At 41.6% G+C, this 20924-nt stretch carries 26 protein-coding genes; 13 read left to right on the forward strand and 13 right to left on the reverse strand.

Annotated features, from left to right (window positions below):
- Nucleotides 1–155: 155 nt before the first annotated feature.
- Complete coding sequence (locus ACFFAP_RS19795; RefSeq protein ID WP_375512806.1) at nt 156–482, forward strand: STAS domain-containing protein; 327 nt, start codon at nt 156–158, stop codon at nt 480–482.
- On the opposite strand, the gene ACFFAP_RS19800 is transcribed toward ACFFAP_RS19795, so the two are convergent.
- The 4 genes from ACFFAP_RS19800 to ACFFAP_RS19815 all read right to left on the reverse strand — a co-directional run bounded on the left by ACFFAP_RS19800 (nt 471) and on the right by ACFFAP_RS19815 (nt 3578).
- Nucleotides 471–1619 (reverse strand): PP2C family protein-serine/threonine phosphatase, encoded by a 1149-nt coding sequence (locus tag ACFFAP_RS19800; RefSeq protein WP_375512807.1) that lies wholly within the window; start codon nt 1617–1619, stop codon nt 471–473. The two genes, ACFFAP_RS19795 and ACFFAP_RS19800, sit on opposite strands and share 12 nt — an antisense overlap.
- 155 nt (nt 1620–1774) lie before the next feature.
- Nucleotides 1775–2542 (reverse strand): DUF1350 family protein, encoded by a 768-nt coding sequence (locus ACFFAP_RS19805; protein ID WP_375512808.1) that lies wholly within the window; start codon nt 2540–2542, stop codon nt 1775–1777.
- A gap of 31 nt (nt 2543–2573) precedes the next feature.
- Nucleotides 2574–2801, reverse strand: a complete 228-nt coding sequence (locus tag ACFFAP_RS19810; RefSeq protein ID WP_375512809.1) for a hypothetical protein — start codon at nt 2799–2801, stop codon at nt 2574–2576.
- 57 nt (nt 2802–2858) lie between these two features.
- On the reverse strand, nt 2859–3578 hold the full coding sequence (locus ACFFAP_RS19815; protein ID WP_375512827.1) for a hypothetical protein: 720 nt from the start codon (nt 3576–3578) through the stop codon (nt 2859–2861).
- Between the two features lie 772 nt (nt 3579–4350).
- Between ACFFAP_RS19815 and ACFFAP_RS19820 the strand changes: the two genes are divergently transcribed.
- The gene (locus ACFFAP_RS19820; RefSeq protein ID WP_375512828.1) at nt 4351–4914 is read left to right on the forward strand and encodes a pentapeptide repeat-containing protein; all 564 of its coding nucleotides are present in this window, start codon (nt 4351–4353) and stop codon (nt 4912–4914) included.
- Here the strand turns inward: ACFFAP_RS19820 and ACFFAP_RS19825 are convergent.
- Complete coding sequence (locus ACFFAP_RS19825; protein ID WP_375512810.1) at nt 4902–5165, reverse strand: hypothetical protein; 264 nt, start codon at nt 5163–5165, stop codon at nt 4902–4904. The genes ACFFAP_RS19820 and ACFFAP_RS19825 overlap by 13 nt on opposite strands.
- Before the next feature lie 120 nt (nt 5166–5285).
- Here ACFFAP_RS19825 and ACFFAP_RS19830 point away from each other — a divergent pair, with 120 nt between their 5' ends.
- A complete protein-coding gene (locus tag ACFFAP_RS19830; RefSeq protein WP_375512829.1) occupies nt 5286–6470 on the forward strand; it encodes a M20 family metallopeptidase in 1185 nt (394 codons plus the stop codon).
- 83 nt (nt 6471–6553) lie between these two features.
- Here ACFFAP_RS19830 and ACFFAP_RS19835 read toward each other — a convergent pair whose 3' ends face one another.
- The 3 genes from ACFFAP_RS19835 to ACFFAP_RS19845 form a co-directional block, all read right to left on the reverse strand.
- Nucleotides 6554–7606 (reverse strand): hemerythrin domain-containing protein, encoded by a 1053-nt coding sequence (locus tag ACFFAP_RS19835; RefSeq protein ID WP_375512811.1) that lies wholly within the window; start codon nt 7604–7606, stop codon nt 6554–6556.
- 332 nt (nt 7607–7938) lie between these two features.
- Nucleotides 7939–8190, reverse strand: coding sequence for a hypothetical protein (locus ACFFAP_RS19840; protein ID WP_375512812.1), 252 nt, complete (start codon nt 8188–8190; stop codon nt 7939–7941).
- A gap of 100 nt (nt 8191–8290) precedes the next feature.
- On the reverse strand, nt 8291–8749 hold the full coding sequence (locus tag ACFFAP_RS19845; RefSeq protein ID WP_375512813.1) for a Panacea domain-containing protein: 459 nt from the start codon (nt 8747–8749) through the stop codon (nt 8291–8293).
- Between the two features lie 403 nt (nt 8750–9152).
- Between ACFFAP_RS19845 and typA the strand changes: the two genes are divergently transcribed.
- Nucleotides 9153–10943 carry a translational GTPase TypA gene (gene typA / locus ACFFAP_RS19850; RefSeq protein WP_375512814.1) on the forward strand — a complete coding sequence of 597 codons (1791 nt, stop codon included), beginning with the start codon at nt 9153–9155 and terminating at the stop codon, nt 10941–10943.
- 279 nt (nt 10944–11222) lie between these two features.
- Here the strand turns inward: typA and ACFFAP_RS19855 are convergent, their stop codons facing one another.
- A complete protein-coding gene (locus tag ACFFAP_RS19855) occupies nt 11223–12068 on the reverse strand; it encodes a hypothetical protein (protein ID WP_375512815.1) in 846 nt (281 codons plus the stop codon).
- A 90-nt stretch (nt 12069–12158) separates the two neighbouring features.
- Nucleotides 12159–12293 carry a hypothetical protein gene (locus ACFFAP_RS19860; RefSeq protein WP_375512816.1) on the reverse strand — a complete coding sequence of 45 codons (135 nt, stop codon included), beginning with the start codon at nt 12291–12293 and terminating at the stop codon, nt 12159–12161.
- Here ACFFAP_RS19860 and ACFFAP_RS19865 point away from each other — a divergent pair.
- The 3 genes from ACFFAP_RS19865 to ACFFAP_RS19875 all read left to right on the forward strand — a co-directional run bounded on the left by ACFFAP_RS19865 (nt 12292) and on the right by ACFFAP_RS19875 (nt 13941).
- Nucleotides 12292–12552, forward strand: coding sequence for a DUF2281 domain-containing protein (locus ACFFAP_RS19865; RefSeq protein ID WP_375512817.1), 261 nt, complete (start codon nt 12292–12294; stop codon nt 12550–12552). The genes ACFFAP_RS19860 and ACFFAP_RS19865 overlap by 2 nt on opposite strands.
- Nucleotides 12553–12831: 279 nt before the next feature.
- Complete coding sequence (locus tag ACFFAP_RS19870) at nt 12832–13074, forward strand: YgiT-type zinc finger protein (protein WP_375512818.1); 243 nt, start codon at nt 12832–12834, stop codon at nt 13072–13074.
- Nucleotides 13075–13323: 249 nt separating this feature from the next.
- Nucleotides 13324–13941 (forward strand): Uma2 family endonuclease, encoded by a 618-nt coding sequence (locus ACFFAP_RS19875; protein ID WP_375512819.1) that lies wholly within the window; start codon nt 13324–13326, stop codon nt 13939–13941.
- 165 nt (nt 13942–14106) lie between these two features.
- Here the strand turns inward: ACFFAP_RS19875 and ACFFAP_RS19880 are convergent, their stop codons facing one another.
- Nucleotides 14107–14193, reverse strand: coding sequence for a hypothetical protein (locus tag ACFFAP_RS19880; protein WP_375512830.1), 87 nt, complete (start codon nt 14191–14193; stop codon nt 14107–14109).
- A complete protein-coding gene (locus tag ACFFAP_RS19885; RefSeq protein WP_375512820.1) occupies nt 14190–14477 on the reverse strand; it encodes a DUF433 domain-containing protein in 288 nt (95 codons plus the stop codon). Before ACFFAP_RS19885 ends, ACFFAP_RS19880 begins: the two co-directional genes overlap by 4 nt.
- A 95-nt stretch (nt 14478–14572) precedes the next feature.
- Here ACFFAP_RS19885 and ACFFAP_RS19890 point away from each other — a divergent pair, with 95 nt between their 5' ends.
- On the forward strand, nt 14573–15736 hold the full coding sequence (locus ACFFAP_RS19890) for a DUF58 domain-containing protein (RefSeq protein WP_375512821.1): 1164 nt from the start codon (nt 14573–14575) through the stop codon (nt 15734–15736).
- A 148-nt stretch (nt 15737–15884) separates the two neighbouring features.
- Here the strand turns inward: ACFFAP_RS19890 and ACFFAP_RS19895 are convergent, their stop codons facing one another.
- Nucleotides 15885–16544 carry a PEP-CTERM sorting domain-containing protein gene (locus tag ACFFAP_RS19895; RefSeq protein ID WP_375512822.1) on the reverse strand — a complete coding sequence of 220 codons (660 nt, stop codon included), beginning with the start codon at nt 16542–16544 and terminating at the stop codon, nt 15885–15887.
- Between the two features lie 641 nt (nt 16545–17185).
- On the opposite strand from ACFFAP_RS19895, the gene ACFFAP_RS19900 reads away from it, so the two are divergent.
- The 5 genes from ACFFAP_RS19900 to ACFFAP_RS19920 all read left to right on the forward strand — a co-directional run bounded on the left by ACFFAP_RS19900 (nt 17186) and on the right by ACFFAP_RS19920 (nt 20842).
- On the forward strand, nt 17186–17551 hold the full coding sequence (locus ACFFAP_RS19900) for a ferredoxin thioredoxin reductase catalytic beta subunit (protein ID WP_375512831.1): 366 nt from the start codon (nt 17186–17188) through the stop codon (nt 17549–17551).
- Entirely contained in the window at nt 17548–17940 is a 393-nt protein-coding gene (locus ACFFAP_RS19905) for a DUF309 domain-containing protein (protein ID WP_375512823.1), read from the forward strand. Before ACFFAP_RS19900 ends, ACFFAP_RS19905 begins: the two co-directional genes overlap by 4 nt.
- Nucleotides 17941–18198: 258 nt before the next feature.
- Complete coding sequence (locus ACFFAP_RS19910; protein ID WP_375512824.1) at nt 18199–18696, forward strand: LptA/OstA family protein; 498 nt, start codon at nt 18199–18201, stop codon at nt 18694–18696.
- A gap of 80 nt (nt 18697–18776) precedes the next feature.
- The gene (gene lptB / locus ACFFAP_RS19915; RefSeq protein ID WP_375512825.1) at nt 18777–19505 is read left to right on the forward strand and encodes an LPS export ABC transporter ATP-binding protein; all 729 of its coding nucleotides are present in this window, start codon (nt 18777–18779) and stop codon (nt 19503–19505) included.
- Between the two features lie 221 nt (nt 19506–19726).
- Nucleotides 19727–20842 carry an LptF/LptG family permease gene (locus ACFFAP_RS19920; RefSeq protein WP_375512826.1) on the forward strand — a complete coding sequence of 372 codons (1116 nt, stop codon included), beginning with the start codon at nt 19727–19729 and terminating at the stop codon, nt 20840–20842.
- Nucleotides 20843–20924: the final 82 nt, after the last annotated feature.

The following is a 20924-nucleotide window of genomic DNA, read 5'->3' on the forward strand; positions in this document are numbered from 1 at the left end:
ATATTTATAGTTTTTCTTTAATTATTTTGGGATTACTTATCAAAAAACATTCAGCAGCAAACTATGATTTTTTTTGAAGCATTTTTAAATTATATATGATGGGTATATAATAGCAAAATCAGAGCATCATTTACAAAAATCAGCATAACATAATTATGATAGAACAAGTGCAAATTATTAAGCTCACCGGGAATTTAAACGCCACAACTTCACAAGACTTTCGACAAAATATTACTGAAAGTTTAAAAGTGGGTACAAAAATTGTGTTAGTTGATTTCCAAGATGTAACATTTATGGATAGTTCAGGTTTGGGGGCTTTAGTATTAGCTTTTAAAACCTTGCGGGCAGCAGATATTAAGCTTGTTCTATGCTCAATTAATGAGCAAGTCAGGATATTATTTGAACTGACTAATATGGATAAAGTATTTGAAATATTTCCTAGCCAAGACGCATTTAATCAGGTTTTAGTCTCAAAGACTTAATGAATCAAACTTAATTTGCAAGATAGATAAATCATCATCAAAAGCATCTTTGGAGTTCAGAGCGATTAAATAACTCAGTACGCGATCGAGTTGGCAATCAACCGGATTTTGTAAGCTAACTAGTAGCTGAATAAAAGCATCTAAACTCCAAAGTGTACCATCTGATTTAGTGATTTCATAAGCACCATCACTAAAAATGTAAAGAGTACTGAATTTTTCAATATTGCAAAATTCATCAACATATTTTGCTTCTGGAAACATCCCAACTGGCATACCAGGGGTTTTCAAGAGTTGAACTTCAGACTTTCTTGGAGATGTGCCAGTTACTAAAACTGCTGGTGGATGACCTGCACTAGCATAAATTAACTGGCCGTTGGTTCGGTTGTAAACTCCGTACCAAATCGTAAAGTATTTGTCATTTTGATAATTCATCTGAAAGGTATCATTCAAAGCCTTCAACACATCACTAGGTTGATAATAATTTAGGCTTTTGAGCGCACGGGAACGCAGCAGATTCAGCACTGAAACAGAGGGAAGAGTAGCTTTGAGTCCATGTCCGGCAGTATCAAGTAAGTAAATTGCCAGACAATCATCATCGAGCCAATAGTAATCGAAACAGTCACCGCCGAGTTGCCGCGAGGGAATGAATCGGAAATTTATATTGAAGGGTTCAGTCATGGAAAAAGGCAGTAGCGATCGCACATATTCTGCGGCTTCTGACATTTCTGATTCTAAAAGCAACTTTTGAGCCTGCAAATCTCTACTCAACTGATGAAGACGTAATCCCGCTCTTACCCGTGCTTGTAATTCATTATGCTCGATAGGTTTAGAAATAAAATCATCAGCACCAGCATCTAGACCTTTGACGCAATCGGCAACCGAATCTAAGGATGTTAATAAAATAAAGAATGTGGTGGAAAATTTGGGATCTTTCTTAATGTGGTGGCAGACTTCCAGACCAGTTAACCCCGGCATGATCCAATCACAAATAATTAGTGCTGGACGGTAAGCTAGTGCCTTTTCTATCCCTTCCTCACCGCTACTGGCAGTCACTACCTCATAACCCTGTTTTTCCAACATCCTTTTCAGAAGTATTTTTATTGAATAATCATCATCAATTACTAATATTTGAAACATAGACAATTCTAATAAACACTAATTAATAAATTGCTGTAAAAATAGAAAATAAAAATAGTTTACGGGCTAAGGATTTAGTAGTATATGTATATTTATACTACTAACTCATTTTTATTTTTCCGTCGAATTCATGACTATTAAAAAGTCATAAAACATTATGGGGGTGCAAGAGGGTTCACCCATAAGAGGATAGTATTTTTTAGTTGGTTCAAGTCGCGGTATGCTTCTTGTTTGAACCATTGCCCTAAGGCATCAAAGGGGGTGAAAGATGTTCCAGTTTGCCATTTAATGTCTTGACCTAGTGGTGTTGTGTGAGTTCCTGGTAACGTTTGTGTTGTCACCATTTGATCAAAGCGTTCTTGTAAGATTTTGGTTAAAGCTGCGGATTGGTCAATGGTGTCATTGCTAAATTTTATTAATAAATTGCGCCTGATGTCGTAACGCTCTTGGACAAGCTGGTTGGTTTCTAATGGCGAGGGGGTAAACTCAATCGCAAAAGTAGAATTGAATTGTTCTACTAAGGGGATAGCTTCTTTAGCGGCATAGTTGTTGAAGGATATTAAAATATTGCCTGCGCGTTCTACTTTAAAGAGGCTACCAATCAGCAAGTGAAGTTTACAGCCCATACTGTGCCCAATGCCGTAGATTGGGTAGTAAAGCTTGCGTAATGCCCCAGAATCTTGTAGACGTTCGAGGGTGCGGTCAAAGTTTAGCAGCACAGATTTTGCGATCGCAGTATGATCCAAGGTGTTGACGAAAGGCGTAGCAATTACAACATAACCCTTACTTGCCAATTGTTCCAGTAACCAGCGATAAGTGATGTGCGGTGCAGTTGCGACAAATGCACCTCCTAAAAAATGGATGATACCTATGGGATTTCGGGGAATGATTACCCAGTTGCCTCTGACTTCTTTCCAGTCCATGCCGATAAGCGATCGCTTTCTTATATCTTCTTTATGTTAGATCGGCGATCGCAACCGTGGGAAGGATTATGGAAAAAGCCATTGAGGATATCTGGCGAGTAGGTTGGAAGTCAACCCACCCAGCAGCGTCTATGGAGTTATCGGAACCATCTACGCTTTTTCCAACTCTTACTGAGTACTGAGTGAATTCAGGAGTGCTTTCTAAATCTCTATTACAAAACTTAATTACCTTAGTGCAGCGTATCCTAGAAAGCATCATTACGAATTACGTTAGCGACGCGCTTTCTCGTGTCTGCGAGCGTCATTACGAATTACCTTAACGCTGAGTCTGTAATCTTTTCATTTCGTGTTGTACATCTAATGCAATCTGTAATGCTTCATTGAGTAACCTTCCATGCTCAGTAGCCTGTTCATTTACTTGCATGGCTGTTAAAGTTGCTAAATTGTTAACGAACAGCTCTGTATTACTAAGGATAAAGCTCTTATTTTCTCTCAAAATTCTTTCTGTCTTCAAAGCGCGAACTAAATCTGATTTTGTGAGTTTTAGTGCTTCGATAACACTTGCTCTTTGCTTTATAAGCACTTCTGGATTACCAGCTTCTTCTATTTTATCGTTGATATCTATTGCTCTAATAACAGTATTATATCTTTCAACATCGGTTAACAGGATTTGCAGAGAGTTTGTCATATTAAGCTTGACAATTTTACTTCTACTTTTCCATATTAAATATAAGACAGTTTGTGTTAAACCGCCAATCCATAAGACTAAGAACATTAATAATAGCCAGGATGGAATTGTTATCCATGTTACAAATATTTTTATAAATATATCAAAAAAAAGATAGCCAAAAACAAATGTAGCAAACCCAATAAAAATTACAGTTGCTCCTTCCGAGCTTTGAATTTTCTGAATATATAATTTTGCTAATTTTTTTAGAGGATTTGTAATAATTATAATTTGATCATTGACAGGTAAATTAGTCAGCTTTTGCAGTTCATCCTGACTAATTTCCAAGCCCTGTAAATCATCCCGCACAGCTTTTAAATCCTTGCCAGAATAGTTATTTAATCTAATATAGCAATCAAATTTCTGGAATGCTGGCATTTTGTCTAAACTTTTTCAGGCAAGTTAATACTTATAGGCAATATCAAGAAGTTTTGTACAATATGATACTCTTTTGGCAAGATAACTATTTCTACTATAAGAGCAACAAGAACGAAAAAAATCAATTGCCTGTAAATGCAATGAAAATGTAACAGTTTATTGTCCTGGTAAACAGCCGTTTGCAACTACAATAAACAATAATACAAAAGTCCGCAAAAACTGAGATTTTGCAGCATTCTCGATTAGCATCATCGCCCACCCAGAAAGAAATTTCAGAGGCTCAGGTTAAGGCTAAAACTTTTGTCAAAGTCAATTTTTTTAACGTAGACGCAAAGCGTTGAGCCATTCCAGTGGACGGGTTACCCGGCATAAAGGAACTGGCGTTAGCGTAGCGGTAGCCATAGCGCAGCGTAAAGCCTTCTCTTTTCCCAATGTCCAAAAACAAGATCCCCCTAGTCGTGTTTTTCATCGAGCTAGGGGGATCACATATTTAGTAGTCTATAAGAGGTTCGGTATAGTTGCTTACGAATCGATTCTATAGCCTATATTTCAGTTTGAGTAGTCTTACCATTAGAATTTATAGTATTTTTACAGCTTCTTAATCAATGCTTCATCCCTGTTGTTCCTTAGGGAGGCGGTATATGTAAGTATGACAATACGCAATATGCGTCACTTGTCATTTTTGTGGATATCTGTAAAAAATATGAAACTCAAGATTGTCGCTACCGTTGCCTTGTTAGCTTGTTTTGGGTTTGCAGAGCAGGCCCTTGCATTAAATCAACTAGATTTGGATCAGTTGAAGGCAAGAAGTGCCTGTCCCCGGTGTAATTTGAGTGGTGCTGACCTAACTCAACTGAATCTAACTGGAGCAAATTTGCGAGGAGCTGACTTGAGTGGTGCTACATTATCTCAAGCTAATCTTACGAATGCCGATCTTACTGGTGCAAATTTAGAAGGTGCGGTTTTGAATTCGGTTAATCTCAGTGGTGCTTCTTTAACAGGTGCAAATTTGAAATCAGCATCTCTGGAAAATGCCGATCTGTCTTATGCCGGTTTCATCAGCGCCAATTTGGAAGCAGCAAACTTAAAAGATGCCAAATTGCAGTTTACCAATTTTCGGGGGGCTAACTTCCGACTAACAACTATGGCTAATGGTGTCGTCACCTCCGACAAACCTTATGGCTGGTCGTTAGAGCGTCAAAATCCCAGAGAATGTAACGAGTTTAAACCCGAAAATACTCGAGGCACAACCTGCTACTCAAAATAAATTGGGGCATTAGGCACTTGTACTGAGTTTACGGTGAGCGCAGTCGAACTGCGACTTGTGCCGACTTGTGCCGAGCGAAGCCGAGGTAGCGACTTGTACTGAGCATCTCGACTTCGCTCGATGGAACCGTAGTCGAAGTAAGCCGAGGTAAGTCGAAGTATTGGGCATTGGACACTTGTACTGAGCTTTGCCGTAAAGCCTGCGGCATAGCTACGCTTAGGGCGCAGCCTAAGAAGAGAAGTATGGGGCATTGGTTATTAATTCTTCCTCTGCCTCCTCTGCTTGTTCTCAACCATCCTTGTATACCAAAAGCATTTTGTTTGTTAACATTTCTTTATCATGGGAAAAAAGCCTGTAGATTAATTAAATCGATGCTTACCCGTATTAAAGACTTAGCAGCAAAACTAGCGCCCCGCTTAATTGAAATTCGCCGCCACATCCACTCTCACCCAGAACTCAGCGGTCAGGAGTACCAAACAGCAGCTTTCGTGGCTGGTGTTTTGTCTTCCAGTGGTCTGCACGTACAAGAGGGAGTTGGGAAAACGGGCGTCATTGGAGAACTGCGAGGCACTAGCCAAAATGACCGTTTATTGGCAATTCGCACAGATATGGATGCCTTGCCAATTCAAGAAGGCACCAATTTGGAATATGCTTCTCGTGCAGAGGGTATTATGCACGCTTGTGGTCACGATGTCCACACCACTGTAGGGTTAGGAACAGCGATGGTGCTGTCCCAAATGACAGAAGAGTTGGGTGGGAAAGTGCGGTTTTTATTTCAGCCAGCCGAGGAAATTGCTCAAGGGGCAAGCTGGATGGTGAAAGATGGGGCGATGGAAAACGTCTCGGCTTTATTAGGGGTTCATGTTTTCCCTTCTATCCCCGCAGGATCTATTGGTGTGCGTTACGGGGCATTGACAGCCGCGGCTGATGATTTAGAGATTCTGATTATGGGAGAATCTGGGCACGGGGCGCGTCCCCATGAGGCGATTGATGCGATTTGGATTGCTTGCCAAGTCATTACTGCATTGCAACAAGCCATCAGCCGGACACAAAATCCTTTGCGTCCTGTAGTCTTGAGCATAGGGAAATTTAATGGTGGCAGAGCGCCGAATGTAATTGCGGATAAAGTGCAGTTATTGGGAACTGTGCGATCGCTCCATCCCGAAACCCGTGCCCATCTCCCGAATTGGATTGAAAACATTGTATCTAATGTTTGCCATACCTATGGGGCAAAGTATCAAGTCAATTATCGCCAGGGTGTACCCAGCGTCCAAAATGATTACACCTTGACGCAATTGTTGCAATCAGCCGCAGAAGAAGCTTGGAGTAGCGATCGCGTTCAAGTCTTACCCGAATCCTCCCTTGGATCTGAAGATTTTTCTATTTATTTGGAACACGTCCCTGGTTCTATGTTTCGCTTGGGTGTAGGCTACAAAGACAGAATCATTAACCACCCATTACACCATCCCCAATTTGAAGTCGATGAATCTGCCATTATCACCGGTGTTGTAACTATGGCATACACTGCTTATAAATACTGTCAGCAAAATTTGTAAACAAAAACTCCCAGCGCTTATTTATGTGCTGGGAGTTTTTGTTTAACTAACCTTTTTTAGCGGATATAGAAAGTCCGAAAATCCTACACGTTAGATTCGGTAACTACGCCCAATTTCTCTTGAATTCGCGTCTTAGCGGCTTTGAATTCAGTAGCAAGTTGTTCACTTTGCTCAGTACTCAAATTGTTGCGAATGGCAGCAAACATTGTGCTTTCTTCTTGACGAATATGGTCGCCAACAGCTTTCATAAGCTGTGTAACTTGATCTTTGAATTCAGATGAAGAAGGGCTGATAGCCTTAATTTGATCTAATACCCGCTTCATTTCAGCTTGCTCGTCAAACAGTTCTTGGGTGTTATCTTGACCATAGAAAGGACGTACTTTTGGATATACTACTTCCTCTTCAGCTTCAGCGTGAGCAGTTAGATCCTTATAAATTTGACCGAAGTACTCTTGGATCTTCTGTGGATTGTCGCTTTGCAGGAGTTCGGTAAATAGGGTATTTACCTTGCTGTGATCAAGGCGGATCACATCCTGGATATTCAGATCCTTTTTATCGCTGTTTTGGGTAACAGCACTACCTACTACACCACTGACTGCGGCCATAGCGTCTTGAACACGTGCCCAAATTCCTTGATCTGCATCTTGTCCAGTAAGTTCACGGACACCCAGAATCTCCAGAATGCCTTTGAGTTGCTCTTGGTGAGCGCGGTTCTCAAAGTTAATGGTATTCAAAGGCGCGATCGCTAGCAAAATGTCAGCACCAACTTTTTGAGCAGCCTTGTGAACTATCAAGCCACTCATTACTAATTGATGTTTCAGCAATTCATGCTGAGATACTTTTTCATACAGGCTCAACTCAGAACCTTTGAACAATTCCTGAGCTTTTTCAATGAATTGTGTAACAGTTTTTTTAGGTTCAGCCTGAATGCCATACTGACCAATTACGGTTTCTAAAACACCAAGGTTTTTTTGATCATCATTTATGAAATTCCGGATGCGATCAGCAATTTCTGCATCAAGTCCTTCTTTCAAAAGTGATTGCTCATTTTCAATGACCAACTGTTGGAGTGCTTTAAGACTTGCCAATTTTACAGCAATAGCATTACGCTTCGTATCATCTAAAGTAGCTACCATCCGTGTTCTCCTCGGCAAAGTGTTCGTAATTCTTACTTGATATAACCTTGACACAGAGATTAGGGAGATTCCATCTTTCTTTTGAGCGATCGCTCTCACAACTCAGGGTAGATAAACATAAATTTTCGTGACAATTTATGTTCTTATACTTTTAGATAGATAATATTTAAATCTGCATTCTATCCCCAGGCGGATAAAATATTAATAATCTAAGATTTCTTTAAGAACGCTCTTTAAATCCACATCTGTAGGGCGTTTTTCAAATTGCTCGTGGCTATAAATCCACACAAGCTTGATTACACAATCAATTGTATTGACTTGACTAAATACATTCATCTAATTTGTCCCGAAGCGCCTTTGGATACCTTCAACTCTAGCTTGTGAAATGACCATCCTTGAGGTAATTCAATTTTTCTAGGTAAAGGTTCGTTACGAGAATTAATGGGATTTTGATCTTCAATTAAATCTTCCAAAACTTCTACGATACACTCAACAAAATCCGACCTATAGGCTTTTGCGAGTTTTTTGAAAGAACGCTTGAAATTATCGGATTTTTCAATCGAGAAGGGAGTTGAGCCAGTCACGCACTTCTCCTTTACGAATACGAGTTGATGATTCCGAAGTACAAGCGTCCTTTAAAATTTCCTGCATTACGAATTGATAGGCCGGATGGTTATGCTCTATTTAGTCTAGTTTCTGGTGTCCCAATGCTTTCAAGTCTTCAAGAAGAATTGCCTTAGTTGAGCTAGCTTTAGCTAGTAAACCTTTACGCACCTTTTTCCAAGGAAACTCCAAGTGGGTCATACCACTAAGTTGATAAGCATGGTAGCCACCAAAATATTCCCATACTTCTTCTAGAAGTTGTCTCTTATCCTCAGGTATCTCTAACAGGAATTCTTGACTAGGAATAGGTAATTGTTTAGCTTCAAATTCACTATAAAACCTGTAAGCCGGAGGACAAATAGGGCCATAGCGCCATGCTTGTATTTCTTCTTCAAACAATGGCTCATCATACATCGCCAAATGTAAACTTTGCGCGTAGTACAGAAGCTTTTGAACCTTCATGTTCGTCATTTCTGCTTCTATACTGTCTTCATAAGCTCTGACGATGAAGTAGCGAGCCACATTTAGACAATCAATCATAATCAGACTCACAAATTAAGACTGGTTAACTATCTTAGCTATTTTTAAGGGTCACTTACACTTCCTACTTTAGTACAATTTTACTATTGGGAATCAATTTACTACTACAGGACGGCGTAAATCCAGCTATCATCTCAATTAACTAGACCAGTTGCTCACAGCAACTAGTTAAAGGTAGGCAAACTTCGGCATCAAGTCTCAATATTTCCGAACCCCTTTTAGGGTGACGTTTACTCAGGCGATCGCAATGCAGCCTTGACAAACCTCACCGCAATTGTGACGATTACGCTAGAATTGTTAAAGGTTCTTTACAGAATATGCCGATCATCCCCAATTCTGTTAAAACAGCCTAGCATTCAAATGTAAATCTTATAACCCCCTCTAGAGTTCACCAAAAGCTTCTATGACGCTCCCAATTCGCAACGTCGCCATTATCGCCCACGTTGACCACGGCAAAACCACCCTGGTTGACGCACTCCTCAAACAATCCGGCATTTTCCGCGAAGGCGAAGACGTTCCGGATTGCGTTATGGACTCCAACGCCCTAGAACGGGAACGGGGTATTACTATCCTGTCCAAAAATACAGCAGTTCGCTACAAAGAAACACTAATTAATATTGTTGATACTCCTGGACACGCTGACTTTGGTGGCGAAGTCGAACGAGTACTGGGCATGGTTGACGGATGTCTTCTGATTGTCGATGCCAACGAAGGCCCCATGCCCCAAACACGCTTTGTACTCAAAAAAGCTTTAGAAAAGGGTCTGCGCCCCATCGTTGTGATCAACAAAATCGACCGTGGTCAAGCTGACCCCCACGTTGCTGTCGATAAAGTATTGGATCTGTTCTTGGAATTAGGGGCAGATGAAGACCAGTGTGATTTTACCTATCTGTTTGCCTCCGGTATGGCAGGTTTTGCCAAAGAAAGTTTGGAAGCAGAATCGGTAGATATGCAACCTCTTTTTAACGCAATTCTGCAACACGTTCCATCACCAGTGGGCGACAGCAATAAGCCTCTGCAATTGCAAGTCACAACTCTAGATTATTCTGAATATCTGGGACGGATTGTTATTGGCAGAATTCACAACGGTACTATCCGCTCAGGACAGCAAGCGGCTTTAGTTACAGAAGATGGTACTATTGTCAAGGGTAAAATTAGCAAGTTGATGGGCTTTGAAGGACTCAAGCGCGTAGACCTGGAAGAAGCAACCGCAGGTTATATTGTCGCGGTGGCTGGTTTCGCTGATGCTTATATTGGGGAAACGATTACTGACCCCAATGAACCGCAAGCTTTACCACTAATTAAAGTGGATGAACCAACCTTGCAAATGACCTTCTGTGTGAATGATTCGCCCTTTGCTGGTCAAGAAGGCAAGTTGGTGACTTCACGACAAGTGCGCGATCGCCTATTCCGCGAACTTGAAACCAACGTGGCTTTACGCGTTGAAGAAACGGATTCTCCGGATAAATTCCTGGTTTCCGGTCGGGGAGAACTCCACTTAGGTATCTTAATTGAAACCATGCGCCGGGAAGGATTCGAGTTTCAGGTATCTCAGCCACAGGTTATTTACCGTGAAGTCAACGGACACCCTTGTGAACCTTATGAACTCTTGGTGTTAGACATTCCTATTGATGGTGTGGGTAGCTGTATTGAACGCCTGGGACAACGCAAAGGCGAAATGCAAGATATGCAACCAGGTAGTGGCGATCGCACCCAACTAGAGTTTGTGATACCCGCTCGTGGATTGATTGGTTTCCGGGGTGAATTCATGCGGATGACTCGTGGCGAAGGCATCATGAACCACAGCTTCTTAGACTACCGTCAACTCAGTGGCGACATTGAAGCCCGTAATAAAGGCGTTTTAATCTCCTTTGAAGAAGGTGTTTCTACCTTCTACGCTATGAGAAACGCCGAAGATAGAGGAGCATTCTTTATTACTCCTGGCACAAGGGTTTACAGAGGCATGATTGTGGGAGAACACAATCGTCCCCAAGATTTGGAACTGAATATTTGTAAGACCAAGCAGTTAACCAATCACCGCGCTGCTGGTAGCGATGAATTAGTGCAACTGCAAGCACCAATAGACATGAGCTTAGAACGTGCTTTGGAATACATTGGGTCCGATGAATTGGTGGAAGTTACGCCCCAATCGATTCGTCTGCGGAAGATGTCGAAGAAGTTGGCGAAACGGTAAGTAAAGTTATCTAATTGATTTAAAAAGCCCGCATCAGCGGGCTTTTTGTTTTACTATCTATGGAATATAATCAAGTAGCTGTGAGCCTTTAATTAAGGTGTAGTTAGGAGTTTCTGAATGAGGTGCGATCACTTGAGTCAAGCCCTACTAAGGTGATTTCTGATGAAAAAAATACCTATGTTGACGAGTTTCGACTTCGCTCAACTCTCGATTACTCAGTTGGTTGAGCGAAGTCGAAACCAACGACTATGGTAATTTTATTACTAGAATTCACCTAAGTTATATTTTTTGGCTGTTCTGATTCACTAATGTATTCCACAACTTAGAAAATGAGTCAACACGGTCACGCGCAATAAGTTTTTTATGAGAAGTAATTACTTTATTTGCCAGACTACGTAGAAGATTTGGAGCTTTGAAAGTTCCTTTAAAGTCAAAGTTTTCCCCACCTGCTTCCTTAAATTCTGCATTGAGATCGATAACTATATCTCCCATAATGATATGGATACATTTAAGAAGATTTGCCTTCTCGCTAGGACTTTTGGAAAAATTTTCAGGCTTTTTGCAAAAAGCTTTTCCAACTTCATCTTCTGATAAAACCTCTGAAAGAAGGTAAAGAAGAAAAAACTTAGTTATTTGATAACCACCAAATAGTGGAGGTTCAATTTTTACCAAATCTTGTTCTATTGCTTTATATAAATCAAATAAAACTACAATTCTTCCTCCAGTTACTTCTGGTCGAGCAAAAATCTCATGGTGTAAATCATCAAAAATCTTACTATATCTTTGAACATCTGAAGGTCGCTTTAAGTCAAATGCAAGTAGAATCTGTCCAGCAAGTGTATTTTCTATAGCTATACGTTGACCAGGCGTATCTCCCAAAGTTTTATTAGAATTTTGAACTGTCTTGGATTGAAAAATATCTATAGATTCTTCATTGTCATTAATATAAATTCCATCAATACCCTTGTCTCCACGTCCGTCACAAACTATATTCTGAACTTCAATAACGTTTAATCTGTATATATTCACTAAGAACCAACTTAAAAACGCACTAGCTTCTTCACGTCCTGGAATCTTATAAGGCTGGATGATTTGGACAAGATTGGTGTAATCAAGATTAAGCATAGATTCTGGCAGAGAGGCTAAATTCCCCTATCATATACGATACAAGCTTGAAGGGCATTTGAAAGGTGAGCAGTAAAAGGCGATCGCCCATTAATTACCATAACGACACAAGCCAAGGGCGATCGCTAACCAGTAGGCATTCTTACAGAAAGCGATCGCCCTTGCCGTGCATTTAGTCAAATCCTTGAGTAAAAATGAAGAGGACTGAAAAAGGATTATTCCCATGACTATTCGTGAAACTGCGATCGCAAAATTGCAGCAACTTTCTGAACCACTTCTGCAAGAAGTGACCGATTTCATTGATTTTGTTATCTACAAACATCAAGTTAAAATTGCTGACAGTCAGCCTGATGAACCGCTTGTGGGAAAATGGTCACAATGGTTCGAGGCTGTGGATTCCCTAGAGGTATCTCCACCTGAACCAGTCAGCAACTATCAGCAACTCCTACTCAATAAATATCGGCAACAAGGGCTAGAGCTATGATCCTGTGCGATGCAGGAGTCTTATTGTGTTTAGTTGATTGCCTACGGCACGCTACGCGAACGCACTCAGCCTCAGTACAATGCTTATAAAATCGCAGTGATGCGTTTGCAAAGCCTCTGGTTCGAGTTGAAAAAGATGACCCAAGAGGAACAAAATATATAGTAGTAGGAACTGCATTAGATCAAGAAACGCCTGTTGGGATTGTTGGGCGTTTCGCAAGCAACGGACGCTATTTGATTATCACTGTTTATGAAGTCACTGAAGCCCAAGGCTAGCCTTATGTATGGATATAGATGCGAGTATTGCAAAGGAACTGTTCAACCTCGAATTGTCAAGCGCGAGGCATTCAAACATAGAGATGGATTTGTCATCCTCGAAGATGTGACGATTGGTGTTTGTGATACCTGTGGTAATCGCTACTATTGTGCCGATATTCTTCATGCGGTTCATGCTGTTGCAACTGGAGCGAAACTCCCTGAAAGAACCGAACAAATTCCGGTCACTCATCTAGAATCAGCATAATCAACGTCGCGTAACGTTAGATAGTCAAGTTATTGGTAGAAGCAGATCGCTAGTCAGTAAGCATTCTTACAGAAAGCGATCGCCAAACTATAGCAGAGATTTACAGTGCGATTCCTCCTTGGCATATTTTCACACAAAGCGATGTCTACGACGGGCTATTCGGCGTCGCAATGCAGCAAATCATCAAGGAGCGATTGAAAACAAATCAATTATTTTTAAAGCCTATGCATAGTCATGCTGGCAAAGAGTATGTCACAATTCAGGCAGGGATTGCTAGAGGTGAACGCGATGCCTCCACTACTTGACCGAACTACTGACCAACGCATTGTCCATTATGGGACGTGGGAACAGTTCAAGTTCATCCAAAAGGGTTTTGACGGTTCTCCTGGTGTGCGACTGTTTTACTATGACGATACAATCGAGATTCTCATGCCGGGACGCGAACATGAAATTTTTGCAAGTATCATCGGTTATTTAGTGACAACCTTTCTTGTCGAAAAAGGCATTTTCTTTCAGCCAACTCGATCAATGACGCAGGAAAAAGAAGGGGTTGTCTCAGTTCAAACAGACGAGTCTTACTGTATTGGCAGCGCTAAACCGATTCCAGATTTGTCCATCGAAGTCGTTTTTACCAGTGGTGGTATCAGCAAGTTAGAGCGCTATAAAGCTTTGGGAGTACTGGAAGTCTGGTTTTGGGAAGATGGGCTGTTAACAGTCTATCATCTGCATGACGGCAGCTATGAATGCGTTGAGCGCAGCCAACTACCCGGACTCAATGACCTGAATTTGGATTTACTGAGACGCTACATTTTGATGGCTGAGACTGATGCTGGAGAAGCTATTAGGGCATTTCGTCGAGATATTTAAGGTGTAGACGTAGCCTGTCGTAGACATCGCTAGTCAGCAGGGATTTTTACAGAAAGCGATCGCCAAACCATAGCATAGATTTACAGTGCGACGCCGAATAGCCCGTCTTAGACATCATCTCTCGGTACTGCTTTATTTCACAAAAATCAGATAAGACTGATATATTTAAGGTAAATAATTTTCATCTAATAATTGAACAAGAGTGTAAGGACACTTTTCTATAAAAATAGTTAAATCGGTTTTAATTTTCACAAAATCAACCGCACTTTGATAAAAGCCATTGCTGCATAAACAGATGCCAGTGAAAGGTCATACTTGCTAGCAATCTCTATCAAGGAATATCCTAGCTTTAAATGCATCATCGCCACTTCCTCTACAGCAATGCGGGTATCAGCAATCCGGGGCTTCCCACTTTGCACATCAGAAGAGATTTCAATATGCTCCCGACTGACTAACTGCATCAAAGAATCTTCCACCTTCATTCCATATTTTAATGATACATAGTGCGATCGCCCCCTGAATTTAGCACGCTTCAAATTGCTTGACGCTTCATAAATACTACTATTATGCTTTTTTTAGCGAACCCGTGAGACACTGTGAATTTAGGGAGGTGTTGGGTTAAAAAAGAAACATGAAAATCATCAAACCCATCACCAATTGGTTAGAAACCCGCGCCAGTGCCCCTGCATACGGCGGTTGGGTACTAGCAGCAACAGCTATTTGTTTTTTTGGCGCAGGTATCAATACGATGGCTGGTTGGCTGTACGCCATTAGCGGTATCAGTTTTGCCCTTTTGGGTGTAGCTGCCATCTTACCGCCGCGATCGCTCACAGGTCTATCCATCACCCGCCGTCCTATTCAAGCTGCGTCAGCAGGCGACGATCTGACTGTGGAATTAGAAATCCGCAATCACACACAGCAGCCTGTAAGCTTATTGCAAGTTGAGGATATATTACCCTTCGTCTTAGGGAAACCAATACAAAAGGCAATTGAGACAATTCCTAGCCAAGGTAGTTACCGTTGGGTATATTACCACCCTACCCAGCGCCGGGGCATTTATCGCTGGCATACAGTCGAACTGGGTTCTGGTGCGCCTTTGGGATTGTTTTGGTGTCGCCGTCAGCGTGATTGTGCTGCCACAGCGATCGTTTATCCCACAGTGTTACCCCTGGCTACCTGCCCCTTAGTGGATGAAATGGGGCAAGAAGAGAGTAAAAGGGGCGATCCTCGTGGTAGACCCTTGCAGACAGCAACAACGGGGCTGGTGCGATCGCTCCGTCCCTACCGTATCGGAGATCCCACCCGTCTGATTCACTGGCGGACTAGCGCCCGCTATGGAGAATTAAGGGTGCGGGAGTTAGAAATGGTCACAGGTGGACAAGAAATAGTTATTGCCCTCGATAGTGCTAGCAATTGGGAAGAAGAAAACTTTGAACAAGCAGTAATTGCCGTAGCTTCCCTGTACTTTTATGCACAGCAACAGCAATTACAGGTGCAACTATGGACAGCATCAACAGATTTAATTAAAGGTGAGCGTTTTGTCTTAGAAACCTTAGCAGCAACCACAGCCCTAGAAGATGCCAGTTCAGTAGTTCCTAAAAGCTACCCTTTGATTTGGCTGACTCAAAACTCCCTGAGCCTTGCTACTCTTCCTCAAGGCAGTCGCTGGGTTTTGTGGCCAAATATTTCCTCACCAGCAGAACAAGAGGTAATTAATTGGGAACACCCTGGTATAGTTTTGCAAAGCGATCGCGCACTGCAACCTCAACTGCAAAAAACATTAAATTCGTATTAATCAATACTTTCGGCAAAAAACGACGTCCTAGAAAGGCTATACGAACAAAACCTACCTCTAAAGATTTTAAAGCTTTTAGCCACAGAGGTGTAGCTTTTGTTTGTATAGCCGCTACTTCTAGTCCTTTGGGCAAAGTGCAAGGTTTGAGTTAACTTTGCTTTAGCTGTTTACGTCTTAATACTGAACCACCACTTAAAGCAGCTATTGATAGTAGCGCTGGTAGCAATGTAGGTTCGGGAACAGATGTAGCTTTTTCATTAAAGGTAAAGTTATCTAGCGCAAACTGTGTCCCGCTACCATGCGTCTTTACAAGATAATCTGGCTCAACTCCACCAAAGGACGTAAACTTTAATTCATCAACACCAAAATAATCAAAATTAACTAAAGTTGGCTGTGTCGTATCTACAACCACAGTTTTTGAATACAAGGTTGCACCGCTCTTTAAACCTTCTACAGTAACCGAAAGACCATTATTCCAAGTAGCTGATAGGTAAGCACTGTTGAAGTCAAAAACACTATCACTTACTAGGGCTGGGTTTCCAAATCCGTTGAAAGCCACATAGTCTCCTGAAACTCTACCATTGTCATCGCCTGTAAGTGTAACTAGAGGACTTGAGCCATTTACGTAGTTAAAATTATTCCAATTAAATCCACCGTAACCGTTAGGAATCTGATCCAAATATGAAATAGGCGCTATATCATCAAATGTTAAAACAGTTGCTTGTGCTACTGCTCCTATTCCCACAACAATGACTGTTGTTGTGATCGCAGCAGTCGATAACTTTTTTGCAACAGTTGAAATACTCATATAGTAGTTGTAACTCTCGATAAGTTTCTGCTTTTTTTGTTACATGTTTTAGAATATACATTAAATTAAAAAATAAGTGTTATTACTTACTAATTTCATCAAGTCTCATAAAGTTATAATAAAGAGAATTCAGCAAAATAAAATATATAAATCAGTCTGAGCAAAGGATCGCCCTTGGCATGTTTGTCTAGACGCATCACAGCGCCGTTTGTTGATGAGAATAAATCAACCTCTTGACTTTTAACAAATTCTGGGGGTTTAAGTTTTATAGCAACTAACTCTTCGGTAAGTATGTTAGGCGGGGTCTAAATCTCCGTTACAAAACTTAATTACGTTAGTGTCACGCAAAGCGAGTCCGCGTACCCCTACGGGGAAGCAAGCTAGCAAGAGCGTCTCCTAGAGAGCGTCGTTACGAATTACGAATTATTTGAAATTCTGCCTCAAAATGCAATTTGAATTTTGATTAGCCTAGAAGTTAAGCTTCTGTGATTTCCTAGATTTTGTCTGATCCCAGCACACAAGACATATCAGCCTTTGAGCAAAGATAAAACAACTTGAACGCGTAAGGTTGGGGAAATACACCCGTAATCCCCACATGAGGCTGAGGTACAATGCAAAGAAATATTTAAATTATGAGCGACATGATCACATCAGAAAATAACACAAAATCCAGCGATAAAAGCCTAGAGGCAATGCGGCATTTTTCTGAACAATACGCCAAGCGTACTGGAACATACTTCTGTTCTGAACCTTCTGTCACCGCAGTTGTGATTGAAGGACTAGCCAAACATAAAGACGATCTAGGTGCGCCTTTATGTCCCTGTCGCCATTACGAAGATAAAGAGGCTGAGGTTCACGCCACATATTGGAACTGTCCCTGTGTGCCAATGAGAGAACGCAAAGAGTGCCATTGCATGTTGTTCCTCACCCCTGACAACGAGTTTGCTGGAGAAAAACAAGACATCTCTCTCCAAACAATTAAAGAAGTACGAGACAGCATGGGATGAGCGAAACCATCCCCCAAGAGTTTTGGCAAGGTGTAGAACAGTTCAATTCTGGACAGTTTTACGCCTGTCATGACACTTTAGAGGCTTTGTGGATTGAAGCTGGCGAACCGGAAAAAACCTTTTATCAAGGCATTCTCCAAATTTCTGTGGCACTGTATCATTTGGAGAATCGGAACTGGCGAGGTGCAGTTATTCTACTGGGAGAAGGCAGCAATCGCTTACGCCGTTACCCATGTAGCTACGGCGGCGTTGACGTAGATGAGCTATTGAGTCAGAGCGCAGTATTGTTGACGACATTACAACAAATAGGGCAAGACTTGATTACATCTGGTGATTTGGGTGAAAATCAAGTCTTATCTTTGCCTAAAATCGTGCTGTCTACTGATTAGACATCTGGTGAATTAATTATGCGTTGCCTGAAATCCTTGGTAGCCACAATTTATCTAGACGCAAAGCGGCTTAAAGCAGGGTATTGTGCCTACCTCATTTTCACTCAGATGCCAATTATCTGAAACCTTGAGGTTGGGGGTAGCGTCACTATTTCAGCCAGTAGTTATCGGAAATCACTCCAGATTGTATATTTCATATCTGGATAAAGTACTTGAGATAATTAGAATGCAAGCTGAAATCCTGAATCCCTAATTGCTATGATGCCCTGCTATCAATTGCCTATATCCCAGATGCGTCGCTTTGGATTAGCTTTAATGCTGCCAGCTGCACTCTTGGGCGCTTTTGTCTTCCCTACCCAACTGCAAACCGCTACTGCACAAACATCTAGAGACAATCGCCCCCTGACTATCCGCGCTGATGTGCAAGAATATGACGCGAAAAACCAAGTAATCACTGCTCGCGGTAATGTGCAAATGTTGTATCCTTCTCGCCAACTTCAGGCAACATCTGCCCAAGCACAGTACTTTAGCAAGGAACGCCGAATTGATTTCAGTGGGAACGTCTATATTTTACAACAGGGCGGTAACAGTATCCGGGCGGAGAAGGTAACCTATTTAATCGACGAAGGGCGATTTGTTGCCTTACCCCAATCCAACCGTCAGGTAGAGTCCATCTACATGATTCAGGAATCAGATAATGATGGGCAAACTGCAACACCTGCTCCACAAACACCAGCATTCAAGCGTTCTAATTAGCATCTACCATCAAGAAAAGGCACGAACAGTAAACGACCCACCACTGTACTCAGTTTAGTGGGGGTCTCTTGGAGGGTTAGATGAAAATTGTTTTAGAGAATATTCACAAATCTTACGGCAAGCGAGTAATTGTCAATCGTGTCAATCTTTCTGTTGCTCAGGGCGAAGTCGTTGGTTTACTAGGCCCCAATGGGGCTGGTAAAACAACGACATTTTACATTGCCACAGGTTTAGAAAAACCCAATCAAGGAAAAGTTTGGCTGGGTAATCTAGACGTTACGGGAATGCCAATGCACAAAAGGGCGCAACTAGGTATTGGCTATTTAGCACAAGAACCAAGTGTTTTTCGCCAACTCTCGGTAGAGGATAATATTCTGTTGGTGCTAGAGCAAACGAATGTGCCACGATGGGAGTGGTCAAGACGACTCATAACTTTACTGCGGGAGTTTCGGTTGGAAAAATTAGCCAATAGCAAAGGAATTCAACTTTCTGGTGGTGAGCGACGGCGAACGGAATTAGCAAGGTCTTTAGCTGCGGGAAAAGAAGGGCCAAAATTTTTACTTTTGGATGAACCATTTGCAGGAGTTGATCCGATCGCAGTCTCAGAAATTCAGCAAATTGTCGCACAACTGCGCGATCGCGGTATGGGAATCTTAATTACAGATCATAATGTCCGCGAAACCCTAGCCATCACCGATCGCGCCTATATAATGCGCGAGGGACAAATTCTCGCTTTTGGCGCTGCTGACGAACTCTACGGCAACTCCCTGGTGCGGCAATATTATTTAGGTAATAATTTTCAAGTCTAAATTAATCATTATTTAGTTAATAATTTCAAAGGCTGTTTTTAATTTTTAAACATGAATTTATTAGTTAATTTTCAGGTATTTAAAATTAATTTTTAATGCTAAATACAGTAGATATCCTTTGTTTCGCCAGGGTTGCTAATATTTAAATTTTCCAGCTAGTCATGATATCAAAGAAACTTACGTCTTTCTACAACCTCCATTCGCTGCTGCCTTTTACGATCATGGATCGTTACCTTGCTAGCGAATTGTTAGCGCCGTTTTTCTTTGGTGTCGGAGCTTTTTCTTCAATTGGCGTTACCATTGATGCTGTATTTGATTTAGTCAGAAAAATTGTAGAATCTGGGCTACCCATAGACATTGCCATTCAGGTTTTCTTGTTAAAGTTTCCCAACTTTATTGTTTTAGCCTTCCCCATGTCTACGCTGCTGGCTACTTTGATGACTTACAGTCGTCTTTCTAGCGAGAGCGAACTAATTGCCCTGCGTGGTTGTGGGGTGAGTGTCTATCGCATAGTACTAACTGCTGTGATGTTAAGTCTTGTGGTAACAGGAATGACATTTGTGTTTAACGAACAAATTGCACCAGCAGCAAATTACCAAGCGGCGATGACTCTGGATAAAGCCCTCAAATCAGATAAGCCAACTTTTAAACAGCAAAATATTTTCTATCCTGAATACCAGGATGTTACACAGCCGGATGGCTCTAAAAATAGGATATTGACACGCTTGTTTTACGCCGACCAATTTGATGGTAAGCGGATGTCAGGTTTGACGATTATAGATCGTTCAACAAAAAATCTGAATCAAATTGTGGTATCAGAATCTGCCCAGTGGAATCCTTCTCAAAATGTCTGGGATTTTTACAACGGTACTATCTATTTTGTCGCTGCCGATCGCTCTTATCGCAACATCGTCAGATTTGAACACCAACAACTGCAACTACCGCGCACGCCATTAAGTCTGGCAGAAAAAAGTCGGGACTATGGTGAGATGAATATTTCTGAAGCACTAGATCAACTACAAGTAGAACTTCTTGGTGGCGATCGCCAAAAAATTCGTAAACTCGAAGTGCGGATTCAACAAAAAATCTCCTTACCTTTTGTATGTGTAGTTTTTGGCTTGGTAGGTGCAGCAATGGGAAGCATACCCCAGCGAACTGGCAGAGGTACCAGCTTTGGGATTAGTGTCGTAGTAATTTTTTCGTACTACTTAATTTTCTTTATTAGTGGTGCGATCGCGCAAGCAGGTGTCCTCTCTCCCCTTGTAGGGGCTTGGTTGCCCAACTTTGTTTTTCTGGGGATAGGTCTATTCTTATTGATGCGAGTTGCCAATCGGTAAATTGAGATAGCAGCGAGCAGGGGAAGCAGGGAAAGCAGTGGAAGCAGAACTATTGACCAATCCCCAATCCCCAATCCCCAAT

This window comes from uncultured Nostoc sp., assembly GCF_964245575.1.
GTDB lineage: Bacteria > Cyanobacteriota > Cyanobacteriia > Cyanobacteriales > Nostocaceae > Nostoc.